This is a genomic window from Shewanella nanhaiensis (assembly GCF_019457885.1).
GTDB lineage: Bacteria > Pseudomonadota > Gammaproteobacteria > Enterobacterales > Shewanellaceae > Shewanella > Shewanella nanhaiensis.
The window spans coordinates 163233-180850 of the sequence record NZ_JAHZST010000005.1 but is presented as its reverse complement, the minus strand read 5'-3'; the positions used below and the strand labels follow the sequence as shown (position 1 = coordinate 180850).

Here is a 17618-nt window from a genome sequence, read left to right as displayed (position 1 = left end):
CCTCTAAACTAGCTTTATAAACAATAAAATACTTGCCCATAGCCCCGCTTCATCTGCATAGAAAAGGGGTCATGACGTATAGTGCTAACTAAAAGCATAGTTAATAAGTCTAGTTCTGGTGGAAAACTGGCAGTCTTTATCGGCTTGGATCTATCTTGATTAACTCCTTGATACTTGAGAGTGAAAAACTTTATACAAAGATGTGATTCGCTCACTCTGTGTATCGCTAACAAGATAGGCAGGTGTTAATACAACTAAAGCTTATCCCTTTGCTCAAGCGATATGCTGCTTGCTTGTATTTTTTTAGCGATATCCTTAGAGTAACCCCAAAGATTAATTACGACTTATCGCACCTTTGTGCCCGCTCCCTTATGAAGAGGCTTTTGTGGAAAAACTAACCCTAGTGATGGATTTTTTATTCGCTCATAAACTTATATTTACCCTGCTCATCATCATTTTAATATCGGCAACTAAGCGGCTGATTATTTATAAGGTTCGTGGGGATGTCTCTTTTTTGAGTGACGGGCAGCGCAAATGGATCTCTCGGACAAAAAATGGCACATTCACCCTGCTCGTTATTATCCTTTTCATGTTGTGGCAAACAGAGATCAACAAGTTTGCATTGTCTGTAACAGCCATCGCAATTGCCATTGTCGTTGCATCTAAAGAGATTATTCTCTGTTTTACAGGCTCAATTCAGCGCGCAAGTTCTCGCTCATTCGTCATTGGTGATTGGATAGAGGTAGGAAGTTTATGCGGCGAAGTGATTGAACATAACTTAATGGCAACGGTTATTCAGGAGATCGATCTCCACCATGGGCAGTACCACTACACAGGTAAAACAGCGACCTTCCCTAACAGTACTTTTTTTACCTACCCAGTCAAAAACCTGAATTTCATGAAGCGCTATGTGTACCATAACTTCACCATTACAGTGCCCAAGTTCGTTAATCTATACCCATTATTTCCCTCTCTGACAGTGCAGATAGAGCAACATTGTGAAGATTTTCATGAAGTCGCAAAACGCTATAACAGTATCATTGAGAAGCACGCGGGCGTCGACTTACCCGGATCGGAGCCCCATATCCATGTTAGTAGCGGAGCAACTGGGGAGCAGCATGTTCATATCATGATCTTTTGTCCAACGGAGCGGGCATCTCACCTAGAGCAAGCGATAAGAGAAGATTTTATGCTTGCCTATGAGAAGGAGTTTGCCAGTTAACCCATAAGAGAGTTGATGGTGCAGGCAGTTGCTCAGTTTTTACTGAGCAACTGTTTCATAAGTTCCAGAGGTAATAAACTGGCCAAATGATTCACACCACACAATCAGGCTAACATAATTTGAAGGATCGATATTTTCAGGCAGAGCCACCTGAAAGTTGTCAAAAGTTTTAATCTCCCCCACTTGCACCATTGATGACTTCAGACGATTAAAGTCCAATTCAGTTTCGACAAACTCTGGTGACAGGTAGAGCCGGTAATCGGGACCCGGTGCTAGCTTGCCAATAAAGGCTATCGAATCCTGACTAATTGAAACTTCCCCCTCTCCCCAATGAAGTAGATCACTGTCAACTCTTTCTCGTGAAAATTGACCACTAAACTCACGACTTTGAACCGTAGACTCCAACACTGACAGTTGAGGAGCAGCAGGAGCGGTCATTATCGGCAAGAGGTATATCCCCATAATAAAACCACCACCGGCCACAAACAGATGAGAAAACAGTAAAGCCAAAAGGTAACGTTTCTTCATATCACCACTTTATATCCTATTTATGCAGTCAATCTGTCTATAAAAGCATGTAAACCCAATTTATGACAAGCTCATTTGCACTAAGTCAAGCAGATCAATCGTTCAAGTAATCATTCACCCAGCGTATTTTTAGCGTTCAACCAGCGCGTTTTCAGCCAACAATATAGAATAAAAAAGCCACAATGAAGTGGCTTACCCCTGTTACTTGAGCTGATAAACAGAGGTCGTCCCGCTAACCTCGTTGCCAATAATCAACAGCGCTTGCCCGTTTGGACTCTTATCAGCTGAGACAAACTTCATCCCCTCAGGGCCTAAGTCACCAGCAAGCTCTGGCATACCGCTTATATTATCTCCATCTATCTCAAACTCGACACTAAAGTCTCGATTGACCACATAGTCGATAAAATGAACATCAAATGGGTTAGTAATATCATAAATCATAAAACCGGATGTTCGTTCAAGTCCAATAAAAGCGTACCTTTTATCACCAATCACTCCCAGTGCTAACGCTTCAGGTTCTGCTCCTTTATCATCACTACGACTATCTCCTTTACTCTCTTCATTGTGATTATTGAAATCGCTACCTAAAACCGCTGCAGTGATACGAGCAAACTCATTACCACTATCGAACACTAAATTTCCCGCTTCATCCCAGATTGAAAATGAGCGAGCGCCATAACCTATTATTTTATCAAAATCACCATCTTGATCTTCATCTCCCATCGAGTTGGTCACTTTAAGACGCCCTAGCTGTGTCTTATCTTGTATCGAAGCAACTTGAGGGTGATTGGCATCTAACAGCAGATCTTGCGCTCTTAGCTCTTCAGAGAAGCCAGCATAATCTCTGGCATCACCTTCATTGGCAGAAACAATAAAATTTCCCCCTTTCCAAGAAAAGCTTGCGATAGTGTCAGGTTGATAGAGGCCATAAACGCCTTCATAAGCACGGATATTGATCAGATCATCTTTGTCACTGGCATCAATGCCATTTCGCTCTAACCCGAAATCTTTCAAGCCCAAAGGTAAAATATCCCTAATCGTCAAGGTCGTTAAATCAACCACAGCAATGGCGTTATTTTCCTGCAGACTCACATAAGCGGTATTATTATCTGTTGAAACAGAGATATATTCAGGCTCTAAATCCTGAGCCACCGATGAGCCAGGACCATTAATTTTTATCTGCTCGCTCAATTCACTTTCTCGACTTCCCCCATGATTAAAGTCGCTAAAGCCTATTATGTTAGCACTGTCAGCAGGCACACCTTGCACAATCGCGATCACAGCAATACTTCCCTCAGGGTCTAAAGTGTATGCCCCATTAGGCTCTCCTTCATTAGCGACTATCAAACTATTGCCGTCATGGGTAAAAGTGACATTATCAGGTAATGCACCGACCTCAACGGCTTTTATAAAACTGGCCTCACCTGACTGTGATAAACGATAAAAGGCAACAAACCCATTAGCTTGCTTCTTATTGCCTTGTCCATCTCCCCTTTCGATAGCCACAGCTAACAGATCATCAAAGATACTTAAGCTATTAACACCCCCTAACTCTGCCAAGGCGATATCGGCAGCAACATCGATCTCCCCAAGTTTTGGCAGATTATTTAAAACCAAAGCACTCTCTGTATTGACAGCAGTGGCATCAACCAAAAGTGATGCGTTAAGCAGATCCACTCTGCCACTGTTTGCATTCACCACATATATTCTTTTCGATGCTCCATGATAATCAACAATCTCTGCTGTACTTTGCCCAAAGACACCAGAGCTATGCCGACCAATCAACTCTGCAGCCAAGGGTTTATTGCTCTCTTTGCAGTTAATTTGTGTCTGTGAGTCATCTATTTCATCGCTCTCAAGCAGACCGTTGCCATTAATATCTAAACCCGTCTGAATTATCTGCCCACCAAGTGCACACTGCTCACTTCCCACATCAAGCTCAGTCACATTGATCAGTGCATTGATGCCATCCTTGCCATCACTGCCACAGCCTGCTAACAAAAAAGAGCTAACTAGTATAGCTAACAAGGACTGAATAACGCTTCGATACTCAACTATCGCCCCTTGCTGAATATTGACTCTCTTACTTACCGATATAGCTCTGTTTGTTGTTTTCATTATGCCCGCCATTAAAGTATGTCATCTCAAGAATTTGACCAGATAACCTAATGACATAAAGCGAACAAAAGATGACAACAAGGTGACAAATTTAAGACAGTGAGCAAACTTTAATTTTCAATCTGAATAAGCTTAAATGGTTAACGAGAGCTAAAAATGAGAGGTCTTAGCTCAAATAAAGTTTCGTTACAAATTGCCCCAGCTAATTCAGTAAAGAGTCCATTTCAACATAGCTTACTCGGATGATAAGTCGTACAATCATCCATCTCTCAGATATCTGACTCATACCGAACGGTATAAAGATATCTCACGCACGGCCGTATTAAGTAATTTTCCCTTCACAGCAAGATTTAGTATCAAGAGGTATCAGTGCAAACAGATCCACAGCAATCGCCAGCTACAGTTACACCCGTCGCTATCGTTAACCTTGCCATATTAATCCCCATGTTAGCCGCCATTGTGGCTATCACCCCTTTGGCTATCGATATGTACTTGCCAGCAATGGCAACCTTAGCCAGTAGTTTCCATTCCGATATCACCACAGTGCAGCAATCTTTGAGTATCTATCTGGCAGGTTATGCCTTAGGTATGCTCTGTTTTGGCCCGTTAGCAGATAGGATTGGTAGGCGCCCCCTTGTACTGATGGGCTTAACAGGTTTTATGCTGATGAGCCTCTGTTTGGCCTTCGTCACCAATGTTGAGCTATTTTTGGCATTAAGGTTTGCACAAGCTTTTATTGGCGCAGCCGCGACGGTTGTGGTGCCAGGTTACATCAAAGAGGTGTATGGAGAAAACACGGCAAAGGGGATGTCATATGTCAGCTTAATCATGATGTTAGCCCCTCTGATAGCCCCTAGTATAGGCAGTCTTATCTTAGAGCTTGGAGAGTGGCATCTGATCTTCTTCATTCTTGCCGCTTACGCATTCATCTTGCTGGCACTTGTTTTGTGGAAATTAAAGATGCCAAGCGACAGTGATGCAAACAGTCGCAGCCAAAAATCCTTCTTTGGGGCTTATGCCGTGGTCTTTACCAAACCAGGGACAAAACTGCATATCGCCAGTGGCGTGCTGACCTCATTTGCTTTTTTCTGCTACCTGACCGCCTCCCCTTTTGTTTACATGGAGGTCTTTGGCTTAGACAAATCACTTTTTGCCATACTCTTTAGTACCAACGTTGGCGCACTCATGTTAGCTAATGTTATAAACAGCCGAATTGTTGTCCGTTACGGCTCAAGGCTGATGTTAAAAGTCTCGACGTTACTAGCGATACTTGCAGGTTCTGCACTGTTACTGGCTAACCTTTTTGGGCTTAGTTTTCACTTTACTGTGGCCATGTTAATCCCCTTTATGGGTTTCTTAGGGATAATGTCCGTCAATGCTGACGCCATTGTGCTGATGAAATTCAAGAAAGAGACTGGCACAGCCACCGCTGTGATCGGCACGTTACGCTTTGGCTGTGGCGCCATGGCAGGCCCCTTGCTTGCCCTATTTTATACGGGCACTGCAGTGCCGTTTTCAGCGCTAATGCTAAGCGCCGTCCTCTTAGTTGGCCTCTGTCAGTTTTTTGCGGCTCACGGCGTTCAATGCGAAGAGCAATCTTAATAAGCAATCTTGAAAGCCACTCTCGAAAGCCAAAGTAGGCGCTAATCACATTTAGTACAAAAATGGTTATAAATGCAGAGAAACGAACCTTTCTCTGCATTTTTACCTTTTCACACCCAAAAGGGTCTTGACTCCCCTTAAACACGATTTTTTCTCATTTAAAGAGTTTTTTTGCATAAAAGGGTTGAAATCCGTGCTCTTTTTTATATGATGAAATTCTGTTCATTTTAAACAGATGTCGCACCTTACAAGGTGATGGTTAACATTACACCAAATGTTAATCGGCATATCGAGAGTGAGGATCACCGTCCAAACTCATTATATTCAAGCGATTACCGTCGCTGTATCGAGATACTGCATACCGTAGCGGTAACTTATGAGGGTTTACAAATGGAGAAGTTATCCGGCGCCAGTATGATCGTCCGTTCACTTATCGACGAAGGCGTAAAACATATATTCGGCTATCCAGGCGGATCCGTGTTAGATATCTATGATGCCCTACACGAGAAATCCAAAATAGAACATATCTTAGTTCGTCACGAACAAGCTGCCGTACACATGGCCGATGGCTATGCCCGCGCAACAGGCGAAGTCGGTGTGGTTCTTGTCACATCAGGCCCCGGTGCCACCAACACCATTACCGGTATTGCAACTGCTTATATGGATTCAATCCCTCTGGTGATTGTCTCTGGTCAGGTTCCGAGTAATTTGATCGGTAACGATGCATTCCAAGAGTGTGACATGATAGGTATCTCAAGGCCCGTTGTTAAACACAGCTTTTTGGTCACTGACGCACGAGATATTCCTGAGATCATCAAAAAAGCCTTTTTTATCGCAGCCAGCGGCCGACCAGGTCCTGTTGTTGTCGATGTACCAAAAGATTGCATGAATCCAGAGATACTCCATGATTATGAGTATCCAGATGACATCAGCATGCGCTCATACAATCCAACGACCTCAGGTCACAAAGGGCAGATCCGCCGTGGTATACAGGCGCTACTTGCAGCTAAAAAACCTGTACTTTACGTAGGTGGCGGCGCAGTCATATCAGAGTGCGACAAGCAGATTTTAGCCCTGTCAGAAAAGCTAAATATCCCTGTGGTAAGTACCTTAATGGGACTCGGCGCTTTTCCTGGAACACATCAAAATAGCTTAGGCATGTTGGGGATGCACGGTTGCTACGAAGCCAATATGGCGATGCACAATACCGATTTAATCTTCGGTATCGGGGTGCGTTTCGATGACAGAACCACCAATAATGTTGAAAAGTACTGTCCCAACGCCACCATTTTACACATAGATATAGACCCCTCCTCTATCTCTAAAACTATACGTGTCGATATTCCTATCGTTGGCTCGGCAGATAAAATTCTCGATGTAATGTTAACTCAGCTAGATGCATCCAGTGATGACAACCGAGATGAAGCTGCCATCGATTACTGGTGGAGTGAAATTAATCAATGGCGTGAACGTAAGAGTCTTGCCTATGACAAAACCAGTGAAAAAATTAAGCCACAAGAGGTAATAGAAGCCCTGCATAAACTCACCAAAGGTGACGCTTATGTGGCTTCAGATGTAGGCCAACACCAGATGTTTGCCGCCCTCTATTATCCATTTGATAAACCACGTCGCTGGATAAACTCAGGCGGACTCGGCACCATGGGATTTGGCTTGCCAGCGGCTATGGGGGTCAAGCTAGCTAAGCCTGATGAAACAGTGCTTTGCGTGACTGGCGATGGTTCAATACAGATGAATATTCAGGAGTTATCGACGGCGCTTCAATACGATATTCCTGTAAAAATCATTAATCTCAATAACCGTTTTCTTGGCATGGTAAAGCAGTGGCAGGACATGATCTATTCAGGCCGCCACTCTCACTCCTATATGGACTCAGTACCCAATTTTGCCAAAATTGCTGAAGCTTATGGTCATGTGGGGATCACAATCAGTGACTCATCAGAGCTTGAGTCTGGACTTGAGAAAGCACTAGCGATGAAGGATAAGTTGGTTTTTGTTGATATCAATGTCGATCAGACAGAGCACGTATACCCAATGCTTATTCGCGGTGGGGCAATGAATGAGATGTGGCTAAGCAAAACGGAGAAAAGCTAATGCGTCGTATTATATCTGTATTACTTGAAAACCAACCTGGCGCCCTGTCTCGAGTTGTTGGCCTGTTCTCTCAACGTGGCTATAACATAGAAACACTGACGGTAGCTCCAACCGATGATGCAACACTATCAAGGCTCAATATCACCCTGTTTGCCGATGAAAATGTACTGGAACAGATTGAAAAACAACTACACAAGTTAATCGATATTCTAAAAGTTTCCAATATCACTGAATCTGAACATATCGAGCGAGAGCTCGCTCTGGTCAAAGTGAAAGCCAAGGGCAGTATTCGTGAGGAAGTAAAACGCACTGCGGATATATTTCGAGCTCAAATTGTCGATATTACCGCTGAGCTTTACACGATTCAGTTAACAGGGCCTACCGCTAAGCTTGATGCCTTTATCAGCGCCATTGGTGAAGTCACTAAAGTGGTTGAAGTGTCTCGCTCTGGCGTCGTTGGACTTAGCCGTGGTGAAAAAGCGATGCGCGCTTAAGAAGCGATTACTTGCAGGAGCCCCCCTTCTATCGCTTTGACCTACATGGTCTTAAGCGTTCCATACGCTTTAAAGACATTCCCCATATCCCTATGGGTCAGTGTAGGGAATACCGACAAATGCTGGGAGCATTTCAGGTACCTTGCGATCAGGGATAAGCACATCCATGTGCAAAAGGGAGCCTTAGGCTCCCTTTCTATTTCTGAGTGTTACTTAATTATAGAGTCCAGGCTATAATCAGATAATCAGATAATCAGATAATCAGATAATCAGATAATCAGATAATCACTCAGAGTCGATCAATCTTGATGTACCGATCTCAATTTTTCTAGGCTTCATCGCCTCAGGGATCTCACGCTGAAGATCGATATTGAGCAAACCGTTTTCAAGATTAGCCCCCACAACAGTCACATAATCAGCAAGCTGGAATGTTCGCTCAAACCCGCGTTCTGCTATGCCTTGATAAAGGTATTTACGCTCTTTATCTTGCTCAGCTTTGGTGCCCTTCACTAATAACTTGTCACCTTCGCTGGTAATATCCAGCTCATCCATCGTAAAGCCGGCAACAGCCATAGTGATACGGTAACGGGTCTCATTAAGCAGTTCGATATTATAGGGTGGGTAACCTGAATTGCCTTTGTTCGATGCAGCGTGCTCTGCAAGCTGGGCTAAACGATCGAAACCAATGGCACTGCGGTATAGTGGAGTTAAATCATAATTACGCATAGTTATATCCTTGTCTTAAGCAATATAGTTAATTTAAGTTGGTCAACATCAGCTAAATCGCTAGCTTAGTCGCACCTTTTCATAATCAATATTCGCTAACAAATTTAGACCCCGAAGGCATCTCGTTTTCATTAACTAGGAACCTCATTGAGCGTCCCATACTCACTATATGTAGCCAATATTTTCGTTTTCAAGGATTGTAAACAAAAAAAGTGAAACTTTTTCTAGTGACACATTTTCAATCAAAAAAAGGGTAGTTCGAAAGCTACCCTACTCTTTTACCCTAAAACACGCTTTTTATTACTGAGTGCTTAGTACCTGACAGCCATCAGTGCTCATGGAGTTCTCATAAACAACATCACCAGTCGGTGCAAACTCACCCGCAGCGATAGACCCCTTCTCTTTTAGGAAGTCATACATAACGGCTGCATCTACAAAACCTGTCATCACAGGGGTCAATACAGGGTAACCGTCACCGCCAGCAGCGTTAAAGCTAGGAACGGTAAATGTGTAGGTTGCAGCGGCATCATAGCCTTTGCCATTGACATCGCTGATATCAACAGTTTTAGCAACACAATCAACGGTCATTTTTACACCTGTCAGTTGTGCATAAGCACCAGAGTCAATCTGTAGAGATGCAACAGCGCCTAAATATTCAGTTAACTCAGCACCTGTTACTGTACTCTTAGTGATAGAGTTACCAAATGGCTGCACGGTTAACACATCTTTATAGGTGATCTCACCAGGCTCAATAGATGCACGTACGCCACCTGAGTTCATCACACCAACATCAGCATTGACTTTTGAGGTGTGCGCAGTTGAGATTAAATGACCTAAATTAGTCTGCATAAAGCGTACGTTTTCACGATCACCCTCAAGCTTCTCAGCTGTTGTCGCAATCACTTCGTTTAACTGCTCTTGACCTTTCTCTTGGTACTGCTTCAGGATCTCTAATACTGTGCCATCAGGTGTGATCTCTTCACCAATCAATACACGGTCGCCTGCATCGTTTTTCTTCTTCAAGTTAACCGGAATAAGCTTGTAACTTGCAAGGTGTAGTTCACCGTTGAAGTATTCAAAATCCGCTTGTCCTACATACTTGCCCCACTCATGAGCTTGCATAATATAGGTGCCATTTTGCTTATCAGGTGTACAGTCGCCACCTGGGGTGAAGTCAGCATAATCGTTGGTACCAGGCTCCATACAAACTGGGTTCTGAGAGTGACCACCAATAATCGCATGCAGATCGCCAGCTGTTACTGCACGAGCCATGGCCACATCGCCCGGGGCGTTACTGCCATTTTGCGCATCAGCATAATGTCCCATATGGGTAGTAGCAAAAATAAGATCCGCTTCATCGGCGTCTTTAATATCTTTAATGACTTTCTGGATCTCTGTGGCAGGATCGGTAAATTCAAGACCACTGATAAATTCAGGGTTACCGATTTTTTTAGTATCTTCAGTCGTCAAACCAACAACGGCAATACGCAAACCGTTTACATCAAAGACTTTATAAGCATCAAAATAACGCTTACCTGAAGCTTTATCATAGATGTTAGCAGCCAGCATAGGGAAGTTTGCCAGCTCACGCTGCATCTCAACGGTTGCTAACGGGTTGTCAAATTCATGATTACCAACGGCCATCGCATCGTAACCAATCAGGTTCATACCAACAAAATCAGGACGCGCATCTTGCAGATCTGACTCAGGTACACCTGTATTAATATCACCGCCTGAAAGCAGGATTGTTTCGCTGCCATTGGACTCGACCTCAGCACGGATCTGATCGATCAGTGTCTTACGTGCCGCCATGCCATATTCGCCATGCTTGTTTTCCCAAAAACGGCCATGATTATCATTCGTGTGCAGTACAGTGAAAGTGGTACACGCCTCACCTGCTTCGGCACAGGTTGTCGGTAAAACGGGTGCATCATCATTGTCGCTACCACAACCCGTTAATGCAGCCAGTACAGCAGATGCAACAAGTCCTTTAATTAACAAATTTTTCATTACTATCAACCCCTAGATTTTTATTGAAATAGTTTTAATTATTACCATCATTTTTTAAAAATACGGATTCTATGATCTCGCTGGCGAACATAATAACAAAGAATATATCGAATATGTGTCATTTTAATGAATAAATGTGATGTTAATGTTTCTTAAAAGGGTGATTTGTAGCGGCGATTGTCTCTATATAAGAACAGTGGCAAATCGACGTCGGCAGCAAAATTAAATTAAGCGCAGCAACTTTTTATATTAATGGGTTTAGGCTCTATATTTTCAATAGATTAAATACTTAGTTAAATGAATAAAACTTGACCTGTTCAAAGAACAATAGCGGCCGTATTGGCGTGTTAAATTTTAAGCCTTGATTAAAATATTATCGCAGTTTTATCAAGTGTGAAGAACTGATGAAGAGTTTATGACGTTTTATAAAGAGCACTGCTAGATAATAAAGAAGGAAAATGCGGGTTTTATTAAGTTGCAGATCTGAAATAGAAAATAAAAGCAGCCGCGAGGCTGCTTTTATCAAAGTAGAGAAGATTAACTTCTTAGGTTACTTAGCACAGCTCTTAACGACCGCACCACCACGGTAGAACACAGGGTGTCCACCTTGGGCAGGATCGTAATCAGCCACTTTGATATTTGGGTTCTTCTCAAAGTATTCGCGAAGTACCGATGCATCGCTACGCTGAGTATCAACATAGTTTGCATGCTCTGTGATCTTTGGATAATCATCACCACCTTTTGCACTGAAATTGATCAGTGAGAAGGTGTAACTGTCTTCAAGTTTAAAGTCTCGTCCACCTAAAGAGGCGATCTGCACAATATCTGCTGGTGTTGCTTCAGCGTTAATTTCAACAGCATCACAAGTTACATTCATCTCCATAGGATACAACTGAGGCATACCACCGCCAGTCTTTAATGCAACATTAGCAAGATATTGCTGTACTTCAGTACCTGACATCGTCACAAATGCCACATCGTTACTGAATGGTTGCACGGTTAACACGTCGCGGTATGACACAGTTCCTGGCGCGATAGAGTCACGGATACCACCTGAATTCATCACACCAAAGTCGACTGTTGGCTCAAAGTTAGCCGTCACCCAATCGCCATAAGCGCGAGTTAATAGTTGGCCTAAGTTGGTTTGCTCTGCTCGAACAACTTCACGATCGCCTTCAAGCTTGCCATCAGTGCTTGAGATCACTACATCTAATAGCTTTTGACCGAAATCTTGGTAATGCTGCAGTGCATCAATCACCAATTGATCTTGCTCTATCTCTTCTGTGATGAAAACAAGCTCGTCGTTTTCATTTTTCTCTTTCAGGTTAATTGGGATCAGCTTATAGCTGGCCAACTTCAACTCACCGTCCATGTATTCGAAATCAGCGCGGCCTACATACTTGCCCCACTCATGGGCTTGCATAATAAAGGTGCCATTTTGAACATCTGGTTTACACTCATCACCCGGTTTAAAGTCAGCATAACCATCGCCTTCCATACACACTGGGTTTTGTGAGTGACCACCGATAATTGCCTGTAATTGGCCCTGCTCTAATGAGCGAGCTAGTTTCACATCACCAGCAGCTTCTGTACCGTGCTCACCATTGGCGTAATGACCCATATGAGTCAAAGCAAACACCATGTCGACTTTTTCATTGGCTTCGATTTCAGCAAGAACGGTCTGAATTTCATCTTGAGGCTTAGTGAAATGTAGGCTAGCTACGTTATCTGGGCTCACGACTTTAGGCGTATCTACCGTTGTGAAACCGATAATAGCCACTTTAAGACCGTTAATCTCAAAAACACGGTAAGGTTCAAAATAACGCTCTGAAGTGACCTCGCCATTACTGTCTTTCTTATAGATGTTAGCTGCTAGCATTGGGAACTGAGCAATGTTAGCTTGCATATCTAAAGTTGATAATGGGTTATCAAATTCGTGGTTACCCACAGCCATCGCATCATAGCCCAGCATACTCATACCGATAAAATCAGGTACAGCATCTTGCATGTCTGACTCTGGAACGCCTGTATTGATGTCACCGCCAGAGAGTAGAATGGTTTCACCACCAGCTAGGTCAACTTCATTACGAATTTGATCGATAACAGTTTTACGCGCCGCCATACCATATTCGCCCTTGCTGTTTTGCCAGAAGCGACCATGGTTGTCGTTAGTATGGATAACGGTGAACTTAGTACATGCATCGCCCGCAGCTTCGCATGCTGTTTGTGGAGTATTGTTATCGTCGCTGCTATTACAGCCCGCCAATGCAGCTAAGACAGCCGTTGCGACAACACCTTTTACTAGCTTATTTATCATTACATCAACCCTTTAATTATTTAGTTATTAACATCACGGATTCTCTGATCTCGCTGACCGACATCATACCAAAGGGTGAGATGAAAACTGTTAAGTTTATTGCAAAAAGGAGAGTAAAAACTTTGTTAAAACATACAGTTATTAACATTATTGTTCGTGAAGTAAAACAAGTGTAAAAGAGAAGGAGCAATAAAAAGGCAAAATAAAAAGGTAAGCTAGCACTTAAGCAAAGCTTACCTTGTTTTTTCAATGAGTTATTTAAAATTAAACCCGGTTCATACTCTTCGAAAATCAGAACAGACAGAATAAATTGACATCAGAGCCCAAATAAAATCATTTACAAAGCAGAAACTTACAACAACACACTGCGCAACCATTTCGCAATATCACTTAGCTGCTCGGGTAAAACACTGTGGGGCATCTGATATGTTTTCCACTCAGTCTTGTATCCTGCATCATTGAGTAGCTCATTTGCCATCTTACCTGAGCTCACAGGCACAACATCATCTTGCTCACCATGATGTTGTAAAATTGACGTCGAAAGATTCGCTACACTTAAGTTATCAGGTAGCTTATCGGCTGTTGGCAGGTAACATGATAAGGCCATAATTCCAGCAAGTTTCTCAGGATATCTAAGGCCTGTAAACAGGCTCATAACCCCACCTTGACTAAACCCTGCAAGCACAATTCTACTTGCTGGGATACCTGAGTCTATCTGCTCTTGGATTAACGCTTTGACCGACAGCTCAGACTCCAACACCCCCTGCATGTCCGCCCTGTTATGCAGATCCATGCTCTTAATGTCATACCAAGCTCGCATAACATAGCCTTGATTAATCGTCACGGCTTGCTCAGGTGCGTGGGGAAAAACAAATCGAATGCTATGATCTTGTGGCAAGCCCAATGCAGGAACAACAGGCGCAAAACCTGCTCCAGAGTCACCTAAGCCATGGAGCCAGATAACGCAAGCAGTGGCTTTAGTTTGAGGCTCTATCGTGATCCGCTCTAATGATACTGTTGACATATTTTCCCTTAGATCCTTATTAATATATTAAAAATGGCTTGGATTGTTAGCTGGACTCACCGTAGGACGTCAGACGGTACGAGCAAGACTCAAGCGACTCCCAGAGTCTCACGGATCATATTAAGTTGTTCAATAGAGTCCAAGCGCAAACTCCATTTTACAGAGCCAGCATCGGCGCTGATGATTAACGCATCATCAATAAACTTGAGATCCTCGGCCATGGCATACATACCACTACCCGGTGTCGATAATTTAATCTGGATCTCAAAGGATGTCAGAATAATTTTCCCTTGAGAAAAATCGATGACCATAGCCCATTCCTGAAAATAAACATAAAACAAAAAAACCAGCAAGATGTTGCTGGTTTTTATCTGCTCACTTAATCTCTTTGAGCCTAGTGGTGGTGGCCACCTTTACCGTGAGCATGGCCATGAGCGATCTCTTCATCACTTGCCGCTCTTGCATCGATAATCTCAAGATCAAAAGTCAGCTCGCGACCCGCCAGCGGGTGATTAACATCAACGGTCGCCATAAACTTACCCATTTTGATGATAGTAACCTGACGCTGACCCTGATCGGTATTGATCAATGCGCGCATTCCAGCTTTCCACACTTTCTCACCTTGAAGATGCTTTACTGAAACACGCTGAATAGCTTCTTCATTACGAACACCATAAGTGGTTTCTGGCGCTAGGGTAACAGAGAACTTCTCACCAACGGTTTTACCGGCAATGGCATCTTCAACGCCAGGCATCATATTGTCGTGACCATGAAGGTATGCGATCGGATCTAACCCCTCATTTGTCTCCAATACTTCTCCCTGTTCATCACGTAATGTGTAGTTAAATTGAACTACCATATCGTTCTTAATGCTCATTAACTGTCCTTAACCATAATACTGACTTAAATTTTGGAGAAGAAGCTTACCAAAACTCCCCCACCAGCTCTAGTGTTTATCTAACGCCTAGCGCATTAAAGCTTTCCTCACTTGGAAAACCATCGGCAACTAAACCTGCAGAACGCTGAAATTCTCGCAGCCCTGATTTGGAGTTAGCCCCTAATACACCATCAGGTTTTCCGACATCGAACCCTTTTTCATTCAACTTTGCCTGAAGCTGCTTAACCCGTGCTCGGCTTAAATTATCCTGTTTAGGCGGCGCCACTGTCAGGCTAACTCCACCATTGATACGATCTGCAAGATGACCGACAGCAATCGCATAGAAAGTCGAACGGTTCCAGCGCATGATCACATCGAAGTTTTTATAGCCCAGAAAAGCGGGGCCTGTATGACCAGCAGGTAAGTAAAGTGCAGCTTTCATATCCGGTGTAGATATAGGTTTGCCATCATTTTTCATCACCCCTAGCTCAGCCCATTTCACTAAAGCTTGTTCATGGCGCTTACCTAAATACTCATAACTGAAGTTATCAGGTAGGGTAACTTCACGTCCCCAACGCTCATTTCGCTGCCAGCCAAGTTGCTGCAGAAAGTTTGCCGCAGAGGTTAACGCATCAGCCCTACTATTCCATAAGTCAGCTTTACCGTCACCATCACCGTCTACTGCATAGGCTGTATATGCAGAGGGCATAAACTGAGTGTGACCCATGGCACCCGCCCATGAGCCTACCATCTCACTTGCCTCAAATTGATACTCCTCTTTGAGTTTAAGGGCTTTCATCAACTCACCGGTAAAGTATCCGCTTCTTCTGGGATCACAAGCTAATGTCGCTAAAGAGTCTAAAACAGGCATCTTTCCTTTGTAGGAGCCGAAATTTGTCTCTAAACCCCAAAAGGCCATTAAATATTGTGGAGGTACACCATATTTATCTTTCAGCTGATTAAGGAGCTCACGATTCTCAGCGAGTAAACGCCTCCCCTCTTTCACACGCCAATCTGTGACTCGCTTACTGAAATAGTTATCGAAGGTCTGACTAAACTCTGGCTGCTTTTTATCTAGCTCAATGACCCGAGACACATATTTAACCTTACCTAAAGTGTTTTCAATGGTATCGGCAGACAGACCTTGGCTTTTGGCGGTTTTTTGCAGCTCAACCACACAAGAGGAAAAATCTGACGCAAAGGCCAGTGGTGTACTCAAACTCGAAAACAGTAGCAGAGATGCTAAAGGGACATTTTTAATCATGATGAATACTCCAAAAATGTTGTCAAAAATAGGCCGACAATAATAGTCAGAAAAAAGGCCTTAAGATATCAAGCTCAAATTGAGCCATAATTACTATACTCACGCAAGATGGAAATAACCTTAATTTTTCAAGTTAAGGATAAAATGCTAAAGATCACTTGGCGAATAGGTGCGATGTCGTATAATGACCCCGAAAAAATAACTCACTTAAGAGACCTGACATGACAGAAATAAATCCAATATTAGCCAGCTTTATCGAAGATGTGAAACAACACCAAGCTGTCTGGGGACTGCAAGATGAATCTGGTGAAGGTTGGGTCGTGTGTGACTCTTCAGAATATGAAGATACCGACGTTATGCCACTCTGGTCTACTGAAGCACAAGCTAAGGTGCACTGTAATGATGAGTGGGCTAATTACCAACCCGTTGCTATCGGGTTAACCGATCTACTCGAATTCTGGATCTCAGATCTTAATGAAGATGGCGTCTTGATTGGAACTAACTGGCAAGAAGATCAAGAGTGCTTAGAGATGGACCCCATCATACTCGCTAAGTCTCTGGTTAACGTAGAAGAGGAGTAACCTCTCTACAAACTATAATTCATAGTGAAAAGTACACACAATAGCGTCATGCACAGTGATCTGTTATGACGCTAACAGCCCCCCTAATCGATATCCCCTTCGACCTTCGTCATACCTGCTGGTTTTGTGCTGAGCCATGTAACGACTCTTTTCAGTATCATGCTAATAGCCATACACCGCACCCAAGCTTGGCTGTTCCAGCCTGTAAAGAGTGCTTAAAGTTAGCTAAAAAGCATAAGTTAACCTCTATCTGGGAGTGTCAGATAGCCGTTAAAGATGAGTTAATGCGGATCTACGCTAAGCATCTCGCCATTGGCATTAATTGGACTGAGCAGGAGTTAATTGACTCTGAATTTTCCTGCAAGGTTTTTGAGGGCTTTAAAAAAAGCGGTTGGATGATGTATCTGATTGCCAGAGATAGAGTGAACGCCCATAGCTGGTCTATCTCAATTGACGGTGTGCCTCTTGATATCGAAGAGAGAGAAACAAGTTTTGATTTCGATGGCGTAAAATACTCTTCCCTTTCAAAAGCCATTAAACACTACAGCGAAACCTTAGGGCTAGATAAACATTTTCTTCAGGCAATCGTCTCACAAGTGGGCCGAAATCGATTCGCGTATGCGGTTCGACTCTGCCGGATCAATATCGCATCAAACAAGAGAACTAAACAGGAGGTATTGAAAGACCTGTCCCTTGAACAGGGTGAAGAGCTGAGTGATTCAACTTGGTTTTAACTGGCTTTA

The 17618-nt window shown here is 43.3% G+C and carries 15 protein-coding genes; 6 read left to right on the top strand and 9 right to left on the bottom strand.

All coding sequences use genetic code 11. From position 1 onward, the window contains the following. Window positions 1–385 precede the first annotated feature (385 nt). Entirely contained in the window at window positions 386–1222 is an 837-nt protein-coding gene (locus K0625_RS09140) for a mechanosensitive ion channel family protein (RefSeq protein WP_220109409.1), read from the top strand. 39 nt (window positions 1223–1261) lie between these two features. Here K0625_RS09140 and K0625_RS09135 read toward each other — a convergent pair whose 3' ends face one another. Continuing rightward, window positions 1262–1750 (bottom strand): DM13 domain-containing protein, encoded by a 489-nt coding sequence (locus K0625_RS09135; RefSeq protein WP_220109408.1) that lies wholly within the window; start codon window positions 1748–1750, stop codon window positions 1262–1264. A gap of 201 nt (window positions 1751–1951) precedes the next feature. Then, a complete protein-coding gene (locus K0625_RS09130; protein WP_220109407.1) occupies window positions 1952–3868 on the bottom strand; it encodes a choice-of-anchor I family protein in 1917 nt (638 codons plus the stop codon). Window positions 3869–4237: 369 nt separating this feature from the next. Between K0625_RS09130 and K0625_RS09125 the strand changes: the two genes are divergently transcribed. The 3 genes from K0625_RS09125 to ilvN all read left to right on the top strand — a co-directional run bounded on the left by K0625_RS09125 (window position 4238) and on the right by ilvN (window position 8076). Continuing rightward, on the top strand, window positions 4238–5470 hold the full coding sequence (locus K0625_RS09125; RefSeq protein ID WP_220109406.1) for a multidrug effflux MFS transporter: 1233 nt from the start codon (window positions 4238–4240) through the stop codon (window positions 5468–5470). A 390-nt stretch (window positions 5471–5860) separates the two neighbouring features. Then, window positions 5861–7582: an acetolactate synthase 3 large subunit gene (locus tag K0625_RS09120; RefSeq protein WP_220109538.1), complete on the top strand. Its 1722-nt coding sequence runs from the start codon at window positions 5861–5863 to the stop codon at window positions 7580–7582. After that, window positions 7582–8076 carry an acetolactate synthase small subunit gene (ilvN, locus tag K0625_RS09115; protein ID WP_220109405.1) on the top strand — a complete coding sequence of 165 codons (495 nt, stop codon included), beginning with the start codon at window positions 7582–7584 and terminating at the stop codon, window positions 8074–8076. Before K0625_RS09120 ends, ilvN begins: the two co-directional genes overlap by 1 nt. 285 nt (window positions 8077–8361) lie before the next feature. Here ilvN and K0625_RS09110 read toward each other — a convergent pair whose 3' ends face one another. The 7 genes from K0625_RS09110 to K0625_RS09080 form a co-directional block, all read right to left on the bottom strand. Then, window positions 8362–8802, bottom strand: coding sequence for an Hsp20 family protein (locus K0625_RS09110; RefSeq protein ID WP_012324583.1), 441 nt, complete (start codon window positions 8800–8802; stop codon window positions 8362–8364). A gap of 300 nt (window positions 8803–9102) precedes the next feature. Next, the gene (ushA, locus tag K0625_RS09105; RefSeq protein ID WP_220109404.1) at window positions 9103–10812 is read right to left on the bottom strand and encodes a bifunctional UDP-sugar hydrolase/5'-nucleotidase UshA; all 1710 of its coding nucleotides are present in this window, start codon (window positions 10810–10812) and stop codon (window positions 9103–9105) included. Between the two features lie 550 nt (window positions 10813–11362). After that, complete coding sequence (gene ushA, locus K0625_RS09100) at window positions 11363–13129, bottom strand: bifunctional UDP-sugar hydrolase/5'-nucleotidase UshA (protein WP_220109403.1); 1767 nt, start codon at window positions 13127–13129, stop codon at window positions 11363–11365. A gap of 352 nt (window positions 13130–13481) precedes the next feature. Next, window positions 13482–14153: an alpha/beta hydrolase gene (locus K0625_RS09095; protein ID WP_220109402.1), complete on the bottom strand. Its 672-nt coding sequence runs from the start codon at window positions 14151–14153 to the stop codon at window positions 13482–13484. Window positions 14154–14242: 89 nt separating this feature from the next. Further along, window positions 14243–14464: a DUF3389 family protein gene (locus K0625_RS09090; RefSeq protein ID WP_220109401.1), complete on the bottom strand. Its 222-nt coding sequence runs from the start codon at window positions 14462–14464 to the stop codon at window positions 14243–14245. An 83-nt stretch (window positions 14465–14547) separates the two neighbouring features. Continuing rightward, window positions 14548–15030, bottom strand: a complete 483-nt coding sequence (locus K0625_RS09085; RefSeq protein ID WP_012324578.1) for an FKBP-type peptidyl-prolyl cis-trans isomerase — start codon at window positions 15028–15030, stop codon at window positions 14548–14550. A gap of 76 nt (window positions 15031–15106) precedes the next feature. Then, window positions 15107–16294 carry a lytic murein transglycosylase gene (locus K0625_RS09080; RefSeq protein WP_220109400.1) on the bottom strand — a complete coding sequence of 396 codons (1188 nt, stop codon included), beginning with the start codon at window positions 16292–16294 and terminating at the stop codon, window positions 15107–15109. 221 nt (window positions 16295–16515) lie between these two features. Between K0625_RS09080 and K0625_RS09075 the strand changes: the two genes are divergently transcribed. Both K0625_RS09075 and K0625_RS09070 read left to right on the top strand, forming a co-directional pair. Further along, window positions 16516–16875 (top strand): DUF2750 domain-containing protein, encoded by a 360-nt coding sequence (locus tag K0625_RS09075; RefSeq protein ID WP_012324576.1) that lies wholly within the window; start codon window positions 16516–16518, stop codon window positions 16873–16875. 65 nt (window positions 16876–16940) lie between these two features. After that, window positions 16941–17609 carry a hypothetical protein gene (locus tag K0625_RS09070; RefSeq protein WP_220109399.1) on the top strand — a complete coding sequence of 223 codons (669 nt, stop codon included), beginning with the start codon at window positions 16941–16943 and terminating at the stop codon, window positions 17607–17609. Window positions 17610–17618 lie beyond the last annotated feature (9 nt).

Bases quoted from the DNA above. Each gene is read 5' to 3' on its own strand.
- K0625_RS09135 (WP_220109408.1), bottom strand. From the start codon at position 1,750: ATGAAGAAACGTTACCTTTTGGCTTTACTGTTTTCTCATCTGTTTGTG.
- K0625_RS09130 (WP_220109407.1), bottom strand. From the start codon at position 3,868: ATGAAAACAACAAACAGAGCTATATCGGTAAGTAAGAGAGTCAATATT.
- K0625_RS09120 (WP_220109538.1), top strand. From the start codon at position 5,861: ATGGAGAAGTTATCCGGCGCCAGTATGATCGTCCGTTCACTTATCGAC.
- ilvN (WP_220109405.1), top strand. From the start codon at position 7,582: ATGCGTCGTATTATATCTGTATTACTTGAAAACCAACCTGGCGCCCTG.
- K0625_RS09110 (WP_012324583.1), bottom strand. From the start codon at position 8,802: ATGCGTAATTATGATTTAACTCCACTATACCGCAGTGCCATTGGTTTC.
- ushA (WP_220109404.1), bottom strand. From the start codon at position 10,812: ATGAAAAATTTGTTAATTAAAGGACTTGTTGCATCTGCTGTACTGGCT.
- ushA (WP_220109403.1), bottom strand. From the start codon at position 13,129: ATGATAAATAAGCTAGTAAAAGGTGTTGTCGCAACGGCTGTCTTAGCT.
- K0625_RS09095 (WP_220109402.1), bottom strand. From the start codon at position 14,153: ATGTCAACAGTATCATTAGAGCGGATCACGATAGAGCCTCAAACTAAA.
- K0625_RS09090 (WP_220109401.1), bottom strand. From the start codon at position 14,464: ATGGTCATCGATTTTTCTCAAGGGAAAATTATTCTGACATCCTTTGAG.
- K0625_RS09085 (WP_012324578.1), bottom strand. From the start codon at position 15,030: ATGAGCATTAAGAACGATATGGTAGTTCAATTTAACTACACATTACGT.
- K0625_RS09080 (WP_220109400.1), bottom strand. From the start codon at position 16,294: ATGATTAAAAATGTCCCTTTAGCATCTCTGCTACTGTTTTCGAGTTTG.
- K0625_RS09075 (WP_012324576.1), top strand. From the start codon at position 16,516: ATGACAGAAATAAATCCAATATTAGCCAGCTTTATCGAAGATGTGAAA.
- K0625_RS09070 (WP_220109399.1), top strand. From the start codon at position 16,941: ATGACGCTAACAGCCCCCCTAATCGATATCCCCTTCGACCTTCGTCAT.